The organism is Hydrogenophaga sp. UC242_50 (assembly GCF_042697355.1).
Classification (GTDB): Bacteria; Pseudomonadota; Gammaproteobacteria; order Burkholderiales; family Burkholderiaceae_C; genus Hydrogenophaga.
In genome coordinates this window covers 1,822,359-1,837,415 of record NZ_CP170553.1, presented here as the reverse complement: position 1 = coordinate 1,837,415, position 15,057 = coordinate 1,822,359, and the positions used below count along the sequence as shown (strand labels likewise).

The following is a 15,057-nucleotide window of genomic DNA, read 5'->3' as shown; positions in this document are numbered from 1 at the left end:
TATCCGCCCTGCGCCGCGCGGGCGTCAGCGCGCGGCGGCGCCTTGCCGCAAAATGCCCGCATGGTCCGCCCCACCCAACTCCTCCACCCGCCCCGCCCCCTTGCCACCGTGAGGCCCGCCGCCACCGTGCTGCTGCTGCGCGACAGCACCGACCCGGCCCGCCCCGGCATCGAGGTGCTGATGACCCGCCGCTCCATGACGGCGAGCTTCGCCCCCGGCGCCTACGTGTTCCCCGGCGGCGGCATCGACGCGGCCGACGCCCAGGCCCATGGCATCGCCACGCGCCGCCCCACGCAGAGCGACCTGCACCTCACGCAGGCGATCGCCGCCATCCGCGAAAGCTACGAGGAACTCGGCGTGTTGCTCGCGCACCGGGCCGACGGCTCGCCGGTGGACGACGGCGACATCGCCACGCTGGACCGCAAGGCCCCGTTCGCCGCGCAATGCCAGGCCCGGGGCCTGACGCTGGACGGCGCGGGCGTGTTCGTGCTCGCGCACTGGATCACCGACCGCGACCTGCCGCGGCGCTTCGACGTGCCCTTCCTCGTGGCCCGCATGCCTGCTGGCCAACAGCCGGTGGCCGACGAGGCCGAGCAGTTCGAGCCGTGCTGGGTGCGCCCGGCGGACGCGCTAGAGCGCCACAAGGCCGGCAGCTTCTTCATCATCTTCCCGACCATCCGCACGCTGGAGCGCCTGCAAGCCTACCCCACCGTGCAGGCCGTGCTGGACGCCTGTGCGCGCAACGACGAGCCGCTGTGGACCAGTTGCCCGCGCGCCGGCCTGGTGCGGGGCGCCGAAGAGCGTTACATGGAACACGAGTCCCCGTTCGGCGAACTCGCCATGGTGTGCCCCGACGGACAGATGGTGCACAGCCTGGACTGGCAGAACGAACAGCCGGTGTCCTTGCTGAAGAACGTGCAACGCCTCACCGCGCCCAACCCCGGTTTCATGACCGGCCCGGGCACCAACAGCTACATCGTGGGCGACCCGGCCAGCGGCCACATCGTGATCGACCCGGGCCCGGACGAGCCGGCCCACATCGAGCGCCTGTGGCGCGCGGCGGGCGGGCGCATCCAGGCCATCGTCTGCACCCATTCGCACCCCGACCACTCCCCCGGCGCGCCGCGCCTGCAGGCGCTGTGCGCGGCGGCCGGCCTAGAGAAGCCGCCCATCCTCGGCCTGCCCAGCGCCCCCACCTCGCGCGAGAACAGCCGCTTCACGCCCGAGCGCGTGCTGGCCGACGGCGAGCAGCTCGTGCTGCTGGGCCAGGCCGGCGATGCCACGGTGTCGCACACGCTGGAGGTGGTGCACACCCCGGGCCACGCGGCCAACCACCTGTGTCTGGCGCTGGTGGAAGACGGCCTGCTGTTCACCGGCGACCACATCCTCAACGGCAGCACCACCGTGATCGACCCGCCCGACGGCAACATGGGCGCTTACCTCGATTCACTGGACAAGCTGGACGCCTTGTGCGAACGGCACGGCATCGAGTTCCTGCTGCCCGCGCACGGCTACGTGCTGGGTGACCTGCGGCGCACGGCCGACAACCCCAGCGCCCCGCTGCATGGCGGCGCGCGCGCGGCCATCGCCCACCTCAAGGCCCACCGCCTCGCGCGCGAGGCCAAGGTGGCGCGGGCCATGCAGGCCGTGCCCGAGGGCAGCATGGACGACTGGGTGAAGCTGGCCTACGACGACGTGCCCGACCGCCTGTGGCCGGTGGCCAAGCGCTCGCTGATTGCGCACGTGGAGCGCATCCAGAGCCTGGGCGGTTTCAACCTCTGAAGACGCCGGAGGCCACCATGCCGAAGTCCGCCAACCGGTACTCGCGTTTCGCCAAGGCCGCCGCGCGCTTCAGCGGCCGCCCGCGCGTCTTCACCCTGGCGGTCGCGCTCATCGTGGTGTGGCTGGTCACGGGACCGCTGTTCGGCTTCAGCGACACCTGGCAGCTGGTGATCAACACCGGCACCACCATCATCACCTTCCTGATGGTGTTCCTGATCCAGAACACGCAGAACCGCGACACCGAGGCCATCCAGGTCAAACTGGACGAACTCATCCGCGCCACCCAGGGCGCGCACACCGCCCTGCTGGACCTCGAAGAGCTGGAAGAGGAAGAGCTCGACGCCTTCCGCCAGAAGTACGAGGACCTGGCCGCCCAGGCGCGGGCGCGGCTCAAGGGCGGCGGCACGGACACCGACATTCCCGAGGCCTGAGCGCGCCCGGCCTCAGTCCGCCGCGACCCACACGCCGTTGCGCGCCTTGAGCACGAAACGGGCGCGGTGGTCGTAACCGTAGTGGTCGGCGGCGCTGTACTTCAGCACCCCCTGCGGCACCACCACCTCGCCGGTGTTCTCGATGGCCTTCTTCAAGGCCTGCCGGAACTCCACGGTGCCCGGCTTCGCCTGTTTCAGCGCCACCGGGATCGCCTTGTCGAGCAGCAGCTTGGCACCCCAGATGTTGGCCGCGAACTGGTTGTAGCTGCCGGCCCCGAACTTGGCTTCGTACAGCTTCACGAAATCGAGCGCGACCGGCTTGGACGGGTGGCTGTCGGGCAGCTGGTCGGCGCCCACGGCCGGGCCCGACAGCCCCAACGTGCCCTCCACGTCCTTGCCGCCCATGCGCAGCAGGTCGGGCGCCACCGCGCTGAAGGTCTGGTAGATGCGGCCCTTGTAGTTGCGATCGACCAGCGCCTTCTGCGGCATCACCGCGCCGCTGCCCGAGGCCACCACCAGCATGGCGTCGGGGTTGGGCGAGAGCACCTTGAGCGCCTGCGCGGTCACCGAAGCGTCGGCGCGGCCGAAGCGCTCCACGCTCACCAGCTTGAGCCCGGCCTCGTTGCCGTAGCGCGTCATCTCGCGCAGCCAGGATTCGCCGTACGCGTCCGAGTAGCCCAGGAAACCGAAGGTCTTCGCGCCGCTCTTCTTCATGTGCTCGATGGTGCCCTGCGCCATCAGCGAGATGCTCTGCGGCAGGCGGTAGGTCCACTGGCCGCGCTCGTCGGGCAGGTCGATCGGGGCGGCGGCGAGTTGCACGGTCTGCGACTCGCTAGCGACCTGGGCGATGGCGATGGCCGGCGGGCTGGCGGTGGAGCCGATGATCAGGTCCACCTTTTCCTCGGTAACCAGGCGGTGCGCATTGCGCGCGGCGTTGGTCGGGTCGGTGGCGTCATCGAGCACCACGTAGCGGATCTTCTCGCCCGCGATCTCGGTCGGGAACAGCTGGATCGTGTTGCGCGGCGCGATGCCCAGCGCCGCCGCCGGCCCGGTGATGGAAAAGCTGGCGCCGATCACGATCTCGGCCTGGGCCCCGACGCCGCTCAGGGCCAGGGTGGTGAGCGCGGCCAGGCGCAGGAATGGCTTCATCTTGTTGTCTCCTTCGGGTGGTGAATCGGTGATCGGCGCTCAGGCCACGGACTGCAGTGGAATCACGGCCGGGGTGGCGGCGGCCTCTTCGTCGTGCAGGCGCTTGATCAGCCAGCGGAACTGGTTGAGCGCCGCGTCGGCCGCGATCGGCTGCATGGGGCTGGGCGGCGTGCGGCGGATCAGGCGCTGCTGCGCTTCGATGATGCGGCGGTCCTCCTCGAAGGCCGTGCACAGGCTCTGGTAGATCGACTCGGTGATGGTCGCGTCGTCGAGCCGGAACTTGTGCGCCTGCATGAAGAAGTAGTGGGTGGTGGTGTCGGTCTCCGGCGTCAGCGCCTGGCAGCTGTGGAACTGCAGGGCCCCGGTCATGTCGTCGTCGGGCGTGTCGGCGGGCTTCACGCTGGCGGCCATCAGCAGGATGCCGGGCACGAGGTAGTCGTAGCTGAAGCGCCGGTTGACCTTGCCGGTGAAGCCGCCCAGGCGGGCGTGGTACGGCGCCGGCACGGTGTTGTTCACGTCGCGCGTCACGCGCACGCCGCGCTCCAGGCGTTCGATCACGGGGCGCACCTCGGCGATGTTGGGCGAACCGCCCAGGGTCTTCTCGTGCACGTAGGACAGGTGCGAGAAGTCCAGCAGGTTGTCGGAGATCAGCTGGTAATCGGCGTCGTAGTGCAGGTAGCCCGGCTTCATGCGCCACTCGGGGTGGTTGAGCGAGTACGCATCGGGGATCAGCGCCGGGTCGGCCCGCTCGGGGTCGCCCATCCAGATCCACAGCCAGCGCCCGCGCTGCACCATGGGGTAGCTCTTCACGCACAGCTTGGGCGGGATGCGGTCCTGGCCCGGGATCTCGGTGCACTGGCCCGTGGCGTCGAACTTGAGGCCGTGGTACATGCAGCGCACGCCGTCGCCCTCGCGCCGCCCCAGGTTCAGCGGCGCGTGCCGGTGCGGGCACTTGTTGTCCAGCGCCACCGGCGTGCCGTCGGCCAAGCGGTAGATCAGGATGGACTGGTTGAGGATGCCGCGTTCGAGCAGCGTGTCGGCCAGCACCTCGTGGTCCCAGGCCGCGACGTACCAGCAATTCTTGACGAACATGTCTTTGTCTCCGTGCTTGCCGGCGGCATCGTGGGCTGCCGGTCTGGGAACGGAATCTAGGGCGGCCAGCCCGGACCATCAATACACTATGCCGATACCCACTATCTGCCGGAGCGATGATGGACTTCGACCTCAACCTGCTGCGCGTGCTGGTCAGCCTGGACGAGACGCGCAACGTCACCCGCGCCGCCCAGCAGCTGGGCATGAGCCAGTCCGGCTTCAGCACCGCCCTGAACCGGCTGCGCCTGCAGTTCGAGGACACGCTGTTCGTGCGCACCTCCAAAGGCATGGAGCCGACGCCGCGCGCCCGCGAGATGGCGGGTACGGCGCGCGCGGTGCTCGGCCAGGTTCGCACCGGCATCCTGGCCGACCCGCAGTTCGACCCGGCCACCACGCAGACCGAGTTCCGCCTGGTCATGGCCGACGTGGCCGAGATCGTGTTCCTGCCCCGCCTGATCCGCCACCTGGCGGTGCATGCGCCGCACGCCTCCGTGCGCTGCTTCCCCCTGCCCAGCTCGCAGCTGGAGGCCGCGATGGAGGCGGGCGAGGCCGACCTGGCCATGGGCTACTTCCCGGATCTGAGCAAGCAGGTGTTCTTCCACCAGCGGCTGTACATGCACACCTTCGCCTGCGTGATGCGCGCCGACCACCCGTTCGCGCAGACCCGGCTGAGCCTGAAGGACTTCGAGTCGCTGGACCACGCGCTGGTGAGCTCGCCCGCGCGCAGCACCGACCTGGTGGACCGCTTCATCGAACGCAAGGGCATCCACCGCCACGTGGTGCTGCGCACGCCGCATTACATGAGCCTGGCGGCGGTGATCGCCGAATCGGAGCTGGTGCGCACGGTGCCGCTGGCCGCCGGCATGAGCGTGGCGCGCAGCGGCGCGATCCGCCTGGTGCGCCCGCCTTTCGACCCGCCGCGCTTTGCCGTGCAGCAGCACTGGCACCGCCTGTACCGCCACGACACGCGCAACCAGTGGCTGCGCGCGCAGGTGTCGCAGCTGTTCAACGAACAGTCGGACGAGTGGCGCGCGGTGGAGCAGTCGATGTATGGCGGAGAAACGATCCGGCGCCGGGCCGCCCCAAGCCGGATCAGCCCCCCTGGGGGGCAGCGACCCGCGCAGCGGCGGAGCGTGGGGGCCAATAAAGTGTGAAGCGCACCGATAAGCCGGATTCTGTGCGGCGGGGTTGCCCCCACCGTGACCGCCATTCATCTGGGCCGGGGATCACTCCCCGGCTCGGTGCCACCTACCCGCCAGCTCCGCGGAACCACGTCAACGCTGGCCTATTTGGTGTTGCTGCGCGTAGAGATTGCCCGTTTCACCCGAACTGAATCGGCTCGTCTCTGTTGCTCTGATCCTCACCTTAGGGCCCATCGAGCGAGCTCGATGGGCTTGTCGGCGGAGAGGTGTTACCTCCTACGCTGTCCTGTGCAGTCCGGACGTTCCTCCAGCACACCCTTTCGGGATGTCGTGCCAGCGGCGGTCTGGTGCGCTTCACGCGGCGATTATCGCCTGCTCAAACGAGGCGCTCGATCTTGCGATGCCGCCACACCAGCCGGTAATACGCGGTCTGCATCACCAGCATGCCACGTACGCCACCGGGAACGCGACCCACACGCCGGGCAGGCCCATCTTCGCGTCGAGCACGTAGGCCGCCGGCAGCTGGATCGCCAGGATGCAGAAGACCGAGATGGCCATGGGCACCATCACCACGCCGCTGGCGCGCATGAGGCCACCCACCACCGCCTGGAAGCCGAACACCAGGATGCTCCACAGCATGATGTGCAGCAGGTGCTCGGCCTGCGCGCGCACCTCGGGCTGCGTGAGGAACAGACCCATCAGCTTGTGCGAGAGCGCGTAGCCCAGCAGCACCAGGGCGCCGGTGAGCACGGCGTTGAGCCACAGGCCGGTGCGCAGGATCGCGCCCAGGCGGTCGACCCGGCCCGCGCCGATGGACTGCGCCGCCAGGATGGATGCGGTGATCGCGATGGACAGCGCGGGGAACTGCACGTAGTTCACCACCTGCGTGACCGCGCCGTAGGCCGCCGTGGCCTGCGAGCCGTGGCCGTTCACCAGCGCGAGGATCACGAGTTCGGAGACCGAGATCACCACCATCTGCAGCCCGGTCGGGATGCCGATGCGCATCACCTTGGCCAGGATGTCGCGGTCCAGCCGCAGCGCGCCGATCAGCTCGCGATCGACGGCCAGCACGTGGTGCTTGCGGCCCAGGCGCCACGCCAGGAAACCCAGCGCCGCCGCGTAGGACACCAGCCCCGCGTAGGCCGCGCTCTGGATGCCCAGGCGCGGCAGCCCCAGCCAGCCCTGGATCAGTGCCGGCGTGAGCAGCAGGCCCAGCGCGGTCGACAGCAGCAGGGCGATCAGGGGCGAGACCGTGTCGCTCACGCCGCGCAGCAACTGCGTGAACAGGATGAAGACCAGCAGCAGCGGCATGATGAGCAGCATCACCCGCGCGTAGGCCACCGCGTCGTCGAGCACGTCCACCGGCGTGCCCAGGGCCTGCAGCGCCGGCCGCGCGAACACCACGCCCAGCACGGCGGCGACCAGACCGATCAGGGCGCCCAGCACCAGCGCCGTGCCCGCGATGGCCTTGACCTTGTGTGGCTCGCGCGCGCCCCAGGCCTGGCCGATGAGCACCGAGGCGCCCGCGCCGATGCCGATCACCAGCGAGATGAAGAAGAACACGATCGGGAACATGCCCGAGACCGCCGCCAGCGCGTGCGTGCCCAGCATCTGGCCGATGAAAATGCCGTTGAGCGTGCCCGACAGCCCTTGCAGGATGTTGGACAGCACCATGGGCACGAGGAAAACGAGGTAGACGCGCCAGAGCGGGCCTTGGGGAGCGTTGGGCATGGAGGGCTTCTTGTTGTCTTGTTGAAAAGGGATCAGGCGGATGGTGCCGCCGTTTCGGGCGCGAACGCGTCGCGCGCGAGCCAGGCCAGGTGCGCCTGCACGTCCGCCGGCCAGCCGGCGATGCAGCGCGCGAAGGCCTCGGCGTCGTGGGCAAACAGCGCGCGCGAGGCTTCTTCGAATCCCTCGAAGCCCCCCGCGATGGCGCTCATGAAGCGGTAGGCGCGCTCCTTGGCCTGGCGCCAGCCGTCGCGATCGGCGTGGGTGCGGCGCGCTTCCTCGACCAGGCGCCGCAGGGCCGCCGACGCGCCACCGGGCTGCTGCGCCAGCCACTCCCAGTGGCGTGGCAGCAGCGTCACCTCGCGCGCCACCACGCCCATGCGCGGTCGGCCCACCTGGGGGGCGGCGGCGGGTGCCGCGCGGCGCGCGTCATCGGCGGGCGGTGCCGGGTGGCCGGACGGCCAGGGGTGATCGACCTGCGCCGCGGTGGCGTCGTCGAACACCAGCAAGCCGCCCGCCGAGAGGTCGAGCGTGGCGAGGGCCCGTGCCACCTCGTCGTAAGTGCCGAAGGCCACCCGTTTCGAGCCGATGAAGGCGGTGCAGGTGGGAAGGGTTGTGTCGTTCATGCGCTGCATTGTACCCGGGTTTAATAATTTCACCCGGATTATTTTGATGGCGGCGCATTGACGACAATACGGGGGCTTCGTCTTCTGCTTGATCAACACAAGCCCCACGACACATGATCCGCCTCTCCGAACTCAAACTGCCGCTGGCCGCCGTGCCGGCCGAACACCGCCGCGCCGCCGACGCCCCGACCGAAACCGAGGTCGACCGGCAGCCCCCGCCGCATCCCATCGACGCCCTGACCGCCCTGGCCGCCACCGCGCTGGGCATCGAGGCCGCGCAGATCGCCCACCTGGACGTGTTCAAGCGCAGCTTCGATGCGCGCAAGGCCGACCTGCTCGCGGTCTACATCGTCGACGTGGCGCTGGCCGACCCGGGGCAGGAAGCCGCCCTGCTCGCGGCGCACGCGGGCAAGCCCCACATCCAGCCCACGCCCGACATGGCCTGGCACGCCCCAGGCCACGCACCGGCGCATTGGCCCAGCGACGAGCGCGAGCGCCCGGTGGTGGTGGGCCTGGGGCCCTGCGGCCTGTTCACGGCGCTGGCGCTGGCGCAGATGGGACTGCGGCCCATCGTGCTCGAGCGCGGCAAGCCGGTGCGCGAGCGCACCAAGGACACCTGGGGCCTGTGGCGCAAGCACGTGCTCAACCCCGAGAGCAACGTGCAGTACGGCGAGGGCGGTGCCGGCCTGTTTTCCGACGGCAAGCTCTACAGCCAGATCAAGGACCCGCGCTTCCTCGGCCGCAAGGTCATGCACGAGTTCGTGGAGGCCGGCGCGCCGCCCGAAATCCTTTACACCGCGCACCCGCACATCGGCACCTTCAAGCTGGTGCGCGTGGTGGAGGCCATGCGCGAGAAGATCGTCGCGCTGGGCGGCGAGATCCGCTTCCAACACCAGGTCTGCGGCATCGGCCTGGCCCAGGCCGGCGAAGAAGGCCAGCGCATCGACCGCCTGCAGGTGCGGCGCCTGGACAGCGGCGACACCATCGACATGCCGGTGCGGCGCGTGGTGCTCGCCCTGGGCCACAGTTCGCGCGACACCTTCGCCCTGCTGTGGGATGCGGGCGTGTTCATGGAGGCCAAACCGTTCTCCATCGGCTTTCGCATCGAGCACCCGCAAGGCGTGATCGACCGCGCGCGCTGGGGCCGCCACGCCGGCCACCCGCTGCTGGGTGCAGCCGACTACAAGCTGGTGCACCACGCGAAGAACGGCCGCGCGGTCTACAGCTTCTGCATGTGCCCGGGCGGCACCGTGGTGGCCGCCACCTCCGAACCCGGGCGCGTGGTCACCAACGGCATGAGCCAGTATTCGCGCAACGAGCGCAACGCCAACGCGGGCCTGGTGGTGGGCATCGAACCCAGCGACTTTCCGCAGGCGTTGGCGCAAGACCTGCCGCTGTGGACCGCCGCCTTCGGCGAGACCGACGGCGCGCGCTACACCGAGCAGGCCCGCGCGCTCGCAGCGCAAGGCCGCACGCACCCGCTGGCCGGCATCGTGCTGCAGCGCGAACTCGAAGCCCGCGCCTACCAATTGGGCGGGGCCAACTACGAAGCGCCCGGCCAGCTGGTGGGCGACTTCCTGAAGCAGACGCCTTCGAGCGCGCTGGGCGAGGTGGAGCCCTCGTACCGGCCCGGCGTGAAGCTCGGCGATCTGGCCCCTGCCCTGCCCGCCTACGCCATCGAGGCCATGCGTGAGGCGCTGCCGGTGTTCGGCCGCAAGATGCGCGGCTACGACATGCCCGACGCCGTGCTGACCGGTGTCGAAACCCGCACCTCGTCGCCGCTGCGCCTCGCGCGCGGCGACGACTGCCAGAGCCTGAACACGCGCGGCCTGTACCCGGCCGGCGAAGGCGCGGGTTATGCCGGCGGCATTCTCTCGGCCGGTGTGGACGGCCTGCGGGTGGCCGAGGCGCTCGCGCGAGACCTGCTCGGCGAGGCCGCCCCCGGCAGCCCTCAGGGCCGCTTGAGGAAGTCCACCGCCAGCGCGGCCAGCGAACGGGCGCCCACCGGCAGCTGGGCCTCGTCGAGGTCGAACAGCGGCGAGTGGTTGGACGGCGCCTTGGCGAAGTCCTGCCCCTTCTGCGGCGCGCCCAGGAAATAGAAGAAGCCGGGCACCACCTTCTGGAACTCCGAGAAGTCTTCCGAGCCGCTCACCTTGGGGATCAGCATGACCTTGCCACCCAGGGCTTCGCGCAGCGCCGGCAGCGAGGCTTCGGTGAGCTTGGCGGGGTTGGTGGTGACCGGGTAGGCCACCGGGCCGAAGCTCACGCGCGCCTTGGCGCCGCTGGAAGCCGCGATCGACTCGGCGGTCGCCACGATGCGCTTCTTCGCGTCCTCGCGCATCTCCTCGTCGAAGGTGCGCAGCGTGCCCATCATCTCCACGCTGTCGGGAATGATGTTGTAGCGCGTGCCACCCTGGATGGAGCCGATGGTGATGACCGCCGGCTCCTTGCTGATGTTGAGCTGGCGGCTCACGATGGTCTGCAGACCCAGCACCACCTGGCTCGACGCCACGACCGGATCGACCGCGGCCCAGGGCGACGACCCATGGCCGCCGCGCCCGTCCACGTGGATGGTCAGCGCGTCCGAACCGGCCATCAGCGGGCCGCTGCGGTAGCCCACCACACCCGAGGGCAGGTTGGACGTGATGTGCAGGCCGTAGATGGCCTGCACGTCCTTCAAGGCCCCGGCTTCGATCATGGCCTTGGCGCCGAAGCTGGGCACCTTGCCGCTGGCATCCGCCACCACGGGCGCGCCCTCCTCGGCCGGCTGGAAAATGAACTTCACCGTGCCCGGCAACTGCGCGCGCAGGCCCGCCAGCGCCTCGGCCGCGCCCATCAGCATGGCCACGTGGGCGTCGTGCCCGCAGGCGTGCATCACCGACACTTCCTTGCCGAGGTAAGTGGCCTTCTGCTTCGAGGCGAACGCCAAGCCGGTCTTCTCTTCCACCGGCAGCGCGTCCATGTCGGCGCGCAGCGCCACCACCTTGCCCGGCAGACCACCGCGCAAGGTGCCCACCACGCCGGTGCCGCCCACGCCGGTCTGCACCTCCATGCCCAGCTTGCGCAGGTGCTCGGCCACCAGCTTGGCGGTGCGCACTTCCTGGCCCGAGAGCTCGGGATGTTCATGGATGTCGCGGCGCCACGCCACCATCTTGGGCGCGAGCGCGTCCACCGCCGTCTCGATCTGCTTGAAACCGGCGGCATCGAGCGCCTGGGCCGCCACCGGCGTGGTCAGCCAAAAACCACCGCTGGCCGCGAGTGCCGCCACGAGCGAGGACGTTGAGAGGGACAAGCGCATCAGAAGTACCCCTGGGGGAAGTGAATGAGACGTCCATGCTAAGAGCGCGCTTCCCTCGGTAGGAAGCTAATATCGCCATTCAGGAAGCCGATACCGCCATGCCCGCCCAGCCCCCTTTTGTCGTCGAGATCGCCGTGTTGCCTGAAAGCGCCATGGGCCACGCCCTGGCGCTGGTGGAATTGCTGCGCACCGCCAACCTGATGGCGGGCCTGCGCCTGGGCGCCCGGGCACCGCGCCTGGCTTGGCGCTTCGTCGATGCCCTGGGCCAGCCGCTGCGCGCCGAAGAAGGGCTGCTGCAGGCGCTCGCGCTCGAAGGCCAGGGCGGCGACAGCCCTGCGGCAGCGCTGTTCATCGCGCCCCTGCACCTGGCCGACATTCCCACGCTTCGCCAGGCCGTGCAGCGCCACGCGGCGCTCGCGCGCCGGGCCGCGCTGATGGTGGACACGGGCCGCCGGGTGTGCACGCTGGGCAATGGCGCCTGGTTCGCCGCGCACAGCGGGCGGCTGGACGGGCGCCGCCTCGCGCTCGCGTGGTACTACGTCGCCGGCCTGCGCCGCGACTTTCCCACCCTGACGCCCGAGGCCGGGCAAGGTTTCTGCGAGGACGGCCCCTGGCTGAGCGCCGCCTACCCCGCCGACCTGGGCCCGCTCGCCATCGCGCTGGCGCAGCACGCCCTGGGCACCGAACCGGCCGCGGCCCTGGCGGCGGTGCTGCAACCCGATCGCGACCGCGAACTCGCCGCCGCGCAGGCCTCGCACGCCATTCCGAACACCCGCGACAGCACACTGGCACGCGCCCTCGCCTGGATGGAGCAGCGCGTGGAGCAACCCTACGACCTGGCGGCGCTGGCGACCGCCGCCGCGGTCAGCGCCCGCACCCTGCTGCGCCACTTCCAACAGGAGCTGGGCCATTCGCCGCTGGACCACCTGCACGGCCTGCGCTGCGCCCGGGCGCGCGTGCTGCTCGAGATCACGCTGGAGAGCGTGCCCACGGTGGCGCTGGCCTGCGGCTACACCGACCCGGCGGCATTCCGCCGCGTCTTCGCGCGCCACACCGGGCTCACCCCCACCGCCTACCGGCAACGGCACGCCCTGCGCGCGCCACGCCGTCGCTGGCGGGTGGACACCGGTGCCAGCGTGGACACCGCGCTCTCGGCCCTGCGATCGGCGGCAAAAAAGCCGGGAACCCCGTAGAACGACACGAATCTTTACAGCATGGGCATCCGGGCTTGACACAAGCGGTGCATGCTTCAGGCTACCCCCATAAGGAGTTCTCCATGAAAACCCCCGTTCTGATTCCCGTGATGACCGGCTTGCTCGCCCTGGCCGGCAGCGGCGTGGCGCACGCTCAGGATGAACAAGGCCGCGTGGTCAGCAGCACCCCCGTCATCCAGCAGGTGGCCGTGCCGCGCGAGGTCTGCAGCGACCAGCAGGTGACCTACCAGGGCCAGAAATCCGGCGCCGGCGCACTGATCGGCGGCATCGCCGGCGGTGCGATGGGCAATGCGATCGGCGACGGCGGTGGCCGTGCCGCTGCCACCGTGATCGGCCTGATCGGCGGCGCCATGCTGGGCAACCGCATCGAAGGCCCGAGCCAGCCCTACACCGAAACCTACCGCCAGTGCGGCACGCAGACCTTCTACGAAAACCGCACCGTGGCCTACGACGTGGTCTACGAGTACGCCGGCCGCCAGTACCGCACGCAGATGCCGCAGGACCCGGGCCGCTTCGTGCGCCTGAACGTCACACCGGCCGACGCCATGCCGCCGCCTCCGCCGCCCGTGGTCTACCCCTCCTACCAGCCCCAGACCCAGTACGTGGAGCCGTCCACCCGCATCACGATCGGCACCACCTACTACCCCGCCTACCCGGGCAACCGCTGGGGCCCGGGCCACCCGTACCCGCGCCACGACGGCTACTACAACCGCCGCGACAACGACCGCTGGGAACGCAACCGCTGAACCCGGCCCCAAAAACAAAAAGCGACCTGAGGGTCGCTTTTTTTGTTGGGCCGTACGGATCAGGCCTGCTGTTGTTGCTGGAGGGCAGCGATGCGCTCCTCGATCGGCGGGTGCGTCGAGAACAGCTTGCCCAGGCCGCCGGTGATGCCCAGCGCCTGCATGGTCTTGGGCAGTTCGCCCGGCGTCAGGCCGCCCAGGCGGGCCAGCGCGTTGATCATCGGCTGCTTGCGGCCCATCAGGCTGGCGGCACCCGCGTCGGCGCGGAACTCGCGCTGGCGGCTGAACCACGCCACGATGATGGCGGCCAGGAAACCCAGCACGATGTCCATCACGATGGTGGTGATCATGTAACCGATGCCGGGGCCGGAGTTGTTGTCGCTGCCGCGGCGCAGGAAGGCATCCACCGCGTAGCCGATCACGCGGCTGAGGAACACCACGAAGGTGTTCATCACGCCCTGGATCAGCGTCATGGTGACCATGTCGCCGTTGGCCACGTGCGCGACCTCGTGGCCGATCACGGCCTCGACTTCCTCCTTGGTCATGTTCTGCAGCAGGCCGGTGGACACCGCCACCAGGGCCGAGTTCTTGAACGCGCCGGTGGCGAAGGCGTTGGGCGCACCGTCGAAGATGCCGACCTCGGGCATGCCGATGTTGGCCTTGTCGGCAAAGCGGCGCACGGTCTCCACGATCCAGGCTTCGTCGGCGTTCTGCGGCTGGTTGATCACGCGCACGCCGGCGCTGAACTTGGCCATGGGCTTGCTGATCAGCAGCGAGATGATGGCGCCGCCGAAGCCGATCACGAGCGAGAACCCGGCCAGCGCCGTCATGTTCAGCCCGTTGGCCGTGAGGAAGCGATCCACGCCCAGGATGCGGGTGGTGATCAACAGCACCGCCATCACGGCGAAGTTGGTCAGGACAAACAGCAGGATGCGTTTCATGGGGACTCCGGGTTATAGGTATCGACGACAGCGGGATGATAAGTGGGGCCGCCCACGCGGTTCTTCAAGCGGCACCGCCCTTTCAGCGCGCGCCGGCCTCACACCTGGGGCAGCAGAAAGCGCCGTTCCCAGGCACTGATCTCGTTGAGGAAGCTCTCGTGTTCCAGCGCCTTGACCGCGAGGTAGGCGCGCACGAAGCGCTCGCCCAGCAGGCGCGGCGCGTGAGCGCTCTGGGCCATTTGTTCGTGGGCGGTGAAAAAAGTTCGCGGCAGGCCCCGGGGCAGGTCGTAGCCGTTGTCCTGCACCGGTTCGCCCGGCAGGCAGCGCGTCCGCAGGCCTTCCAGGCCGGCGGCGAGCGTGGCGGCCATGGCCAGGTAGGGGTTGGCGTCGGCGCCGGCCAGGCGGTTTTCCACCCGGCGCGCGGCCGGTGGGCTCACCGGCACGCGCAGGCCGGCGGTGCGGTTGTCGCGGCCCCATTCCACGTTGATCGGCGCCTGGCTGCCAGCGACGTAGCGGCGGTAGGAATTGACGGTGGGCGCGTAGATCAGCGTGAGATCGGGCGTGAAGGCCTGCAGGCCGCCGATGTAGTGCAGGAAGGCCTCGCTTTCGGCCCCATCGGCCTGGCTGAAGATGTTGCGGCCTTCGGCGTCCACCACGCTCTGGTGCAGGTGCATGGAGCTGCCCGCTTCGCCCGCCAGGGGCTTGGCCATGAACACCGCGTTGAGGCCGTGCTGCAGCGCGATCTCGCGCGCCGCCGTCTTGAACAGGAAGGCCTGGTCGGCCACGGCCACGGGGTCGCCGTGCAGCAGGTTGATCTCGTATTGGCAGGGGCCGACCTCGTGCAGCCAGGTGTCGGCCCGGATGCCGAGCGCGTCGATGGCGGCGTGGAACGCGTCCCAGAACGGCGCCAG

Annotated in this window: 11 protein-coding genes, 1 other RNA gene and 2 pseudogenes; 6 read left to right on the top strand and 8 right to left on the bottom strand. The window is 69.8% G+C overall.

What is annotated here, in order from left to right; all coding sequences use genetic code 11:
- Window positions 1-60: 60 nt before the first annotated feature.
- On the top strand, window positions 61-1,782 hold the full coding sequence (locus ACFJGX_RS09455) for an MBL fold metallo-hydrolase (protein ID WP_382328272.1): 1,722 nt from the start codon (window positions 61-63) through the stop codon (window positions 1,780-1,782).
- Window positions 1,783-1,799: 17 nt separating this feature from the next.
- Window positions 1,800-2,213 carry a low affinity iron permease family protein gene (locus ACFJGX_RS09450; RefSeq protein ID WP_382321768.1) on the top strand — a complete coding sequence of 138 codons (414 nt, stop codon included), beginning with the start codon at window positions 1,800-1,802 and terminating at the stop codon, window positions 2,211-2,213.
- 12 nt (window positions 2,214-2,225) lie between these two features.
- Here the strand turns inward: ACFJGX_RS09450 and ACFJGX_RS09445 are convergent, their stop codons facing one another.
- The gene (locus tag ACFJGX_RS09445; RefSeq protein ID WP_382321771.1) at window positions 2,226-3,362 is read right to left on the bottom strand and encodes an ABC transporter substrate-binding protein; all 1,137 of its coding nucleotides are present in this window, start codon (window positions 3,360-3,362) and stop codon (window positions 2,226-2,228) included.
- A 39-nt stretch (window positions 3,363-3,401) separates the two neighbouring features.
- Entirely contained in the window at window positions 3,402-4,454 is a 1,053-nt protein-coding gene (locus ACFJGX_RS09440; RefSeq protein ID WP_382321774.1) for a Rieske 2Fe-2S domain-containing protein, read from the bottom strand.
- Window positions 4,455-4,573: 119 nt separating this feature from the next.
- Between ACFJGX_RS09440 and ACFJGX_RS09435 the strand changes: the two genes are divergently transcribed.
- Window positions 4,574-5,608 carry a LysR family transcriptional regulator gene (locus tag ACFJGX_RS09435; protein WP_382328270.1) on the top strand — a complete coding sequence of 345 codons (1,035 nt, stop codon included), beginning with the start codon at window positions 4,574-4,576 and terminating at the stop codon, window positions 5,606-5,608.
- Here the strand turns inward: ACFJGX_RS09435 and rnpB are convergent.
- From rnpB to ACFJGX_RS09420, 3 genes and pseudogenes are all read right to left on the bottom strand, one after another.
- An RNA gene (gene rnpB, locus ACFJGX_RS09430) (RNase P RNA component class A) lies at window positions 5,603-5,952 on the bottom strand. The genes ACFJGX_RS09435 and rnpB overlap by 6 nt on opposite strands.
- A gap of 20 nt (window positions 5,953-5,972) precedes the next feature.
- Window positions 5,973-7,327 (bottom strand): annotated as a pseudogene (locus ACFJGX_RS09425) (MATE family efflux transporter).
- Window positions 7,328-7,359: 32 nt separating this feature from the next.
- The gene (locus ACFJGX_RS09420) at window positions 7,360-7,950 is read right to left on the bottom strand and encodes a DUF2239 family protein (protein ID WP_382321782.1); all 591 of its coding nucleotides are present in this window, start codon (window positions 7,948-7,950) and stop codon (window positions 7,360-7,362) included.
- 113 nt (window positions 7,951-8,063) lie between these two features.
- Here ACFJGX_RS09420 and ACFJGX_RS09415 point away from each other — a divergent pair.
- A pseudogene (locus ACFJGX_RS09415) lies at window positions 8,064-9,887 on the top strand (NAD(P)/FAD-dependent oxidoreductase); the annotation flags it as partial.
- 14 nt (window positions 9,888-9,901) lie between these two features.
- Here ACFJGX_RS09415 and ACFJGX_RS09410 read toward each other — a convergent pair.
- Window positions 9,902-11,248, bottom strand: a complete 1,347-nt coding sequence (locus tag ACFJGX_RS09410) for an amidohydrolase (protein ID WP_382328268.1) — start codon at window positions 11,246-11,248, stop codon at window positions 9,902-9,904.
- A gap of 98 nt (window positions 11,249-11,346) precedes the next feature.
- On the opposite strand from ACFJGX_RS09410, the gene ACFJGX_RS09405 reads away from it, so the two are divergent.
- Together ACFJGX_RS09405 and ACFJGX_RS09400 are read left to right on the top strand one after the other, a co-directional pair.
- The gene (locus tag ACFJGX_RS09405) at window positions 11,347-12,441 is read left to right on the top strand and encodes a GlxA family transcriptional regulator (RefSeq protein ID WP_382321788.1); all 1,095 of its coding nucleotides are present in this window, start codon (window positions 11,347-11,349) and stop codon (window positions 12,439-12,441) included.
- A gap of 83 nt (window positions 12,442-12,524) precedes the next feature.
- Window positions 12,525-13,208: a glycine zipper 2TM domain-containing protein gene (locus ACFJGX_RS09400; protein WP_291117898.1), complete on the top strand. Its 684-nt coding sequence runs from the start codon at window positions 12,525-12,527 to the stop codon at window positions 13,206-13,208.
- A 59-nt stretch (window positions 13,209-13,267) separates the two neighbouring features.
- Here the strand turns inward: ACFJGX_RS09400 and htpX are convergent, their stop codons facing one another.
- Together htpX and ACFJGX_RS09390 are read right to left on the bottom strand one after the other, a co-directional pair.
- Complete coding sequence (gene htpX, locus ACFJGX_RS09395) at window positions 13,268-14,146, bottom strand: protease HtpX (RefSeq protein WP_382321791.1); 879 nt, start codon at window positions 14,144-14,146, stop codon at window positions 13,268-13,270.
- A gap of 98 nt (window positions 14,147-14,244) precedes the next feature.
- Window positions 14,245-15,057, bottom strand: coding sequence for a glutamine synthetase family protein (locus ACFJGX_RS09390; RefSeq protein WP_382328657.1), 813 nt, complete (start codon window positions 15,055-15,057; stop codon window positions 14,245-14,247).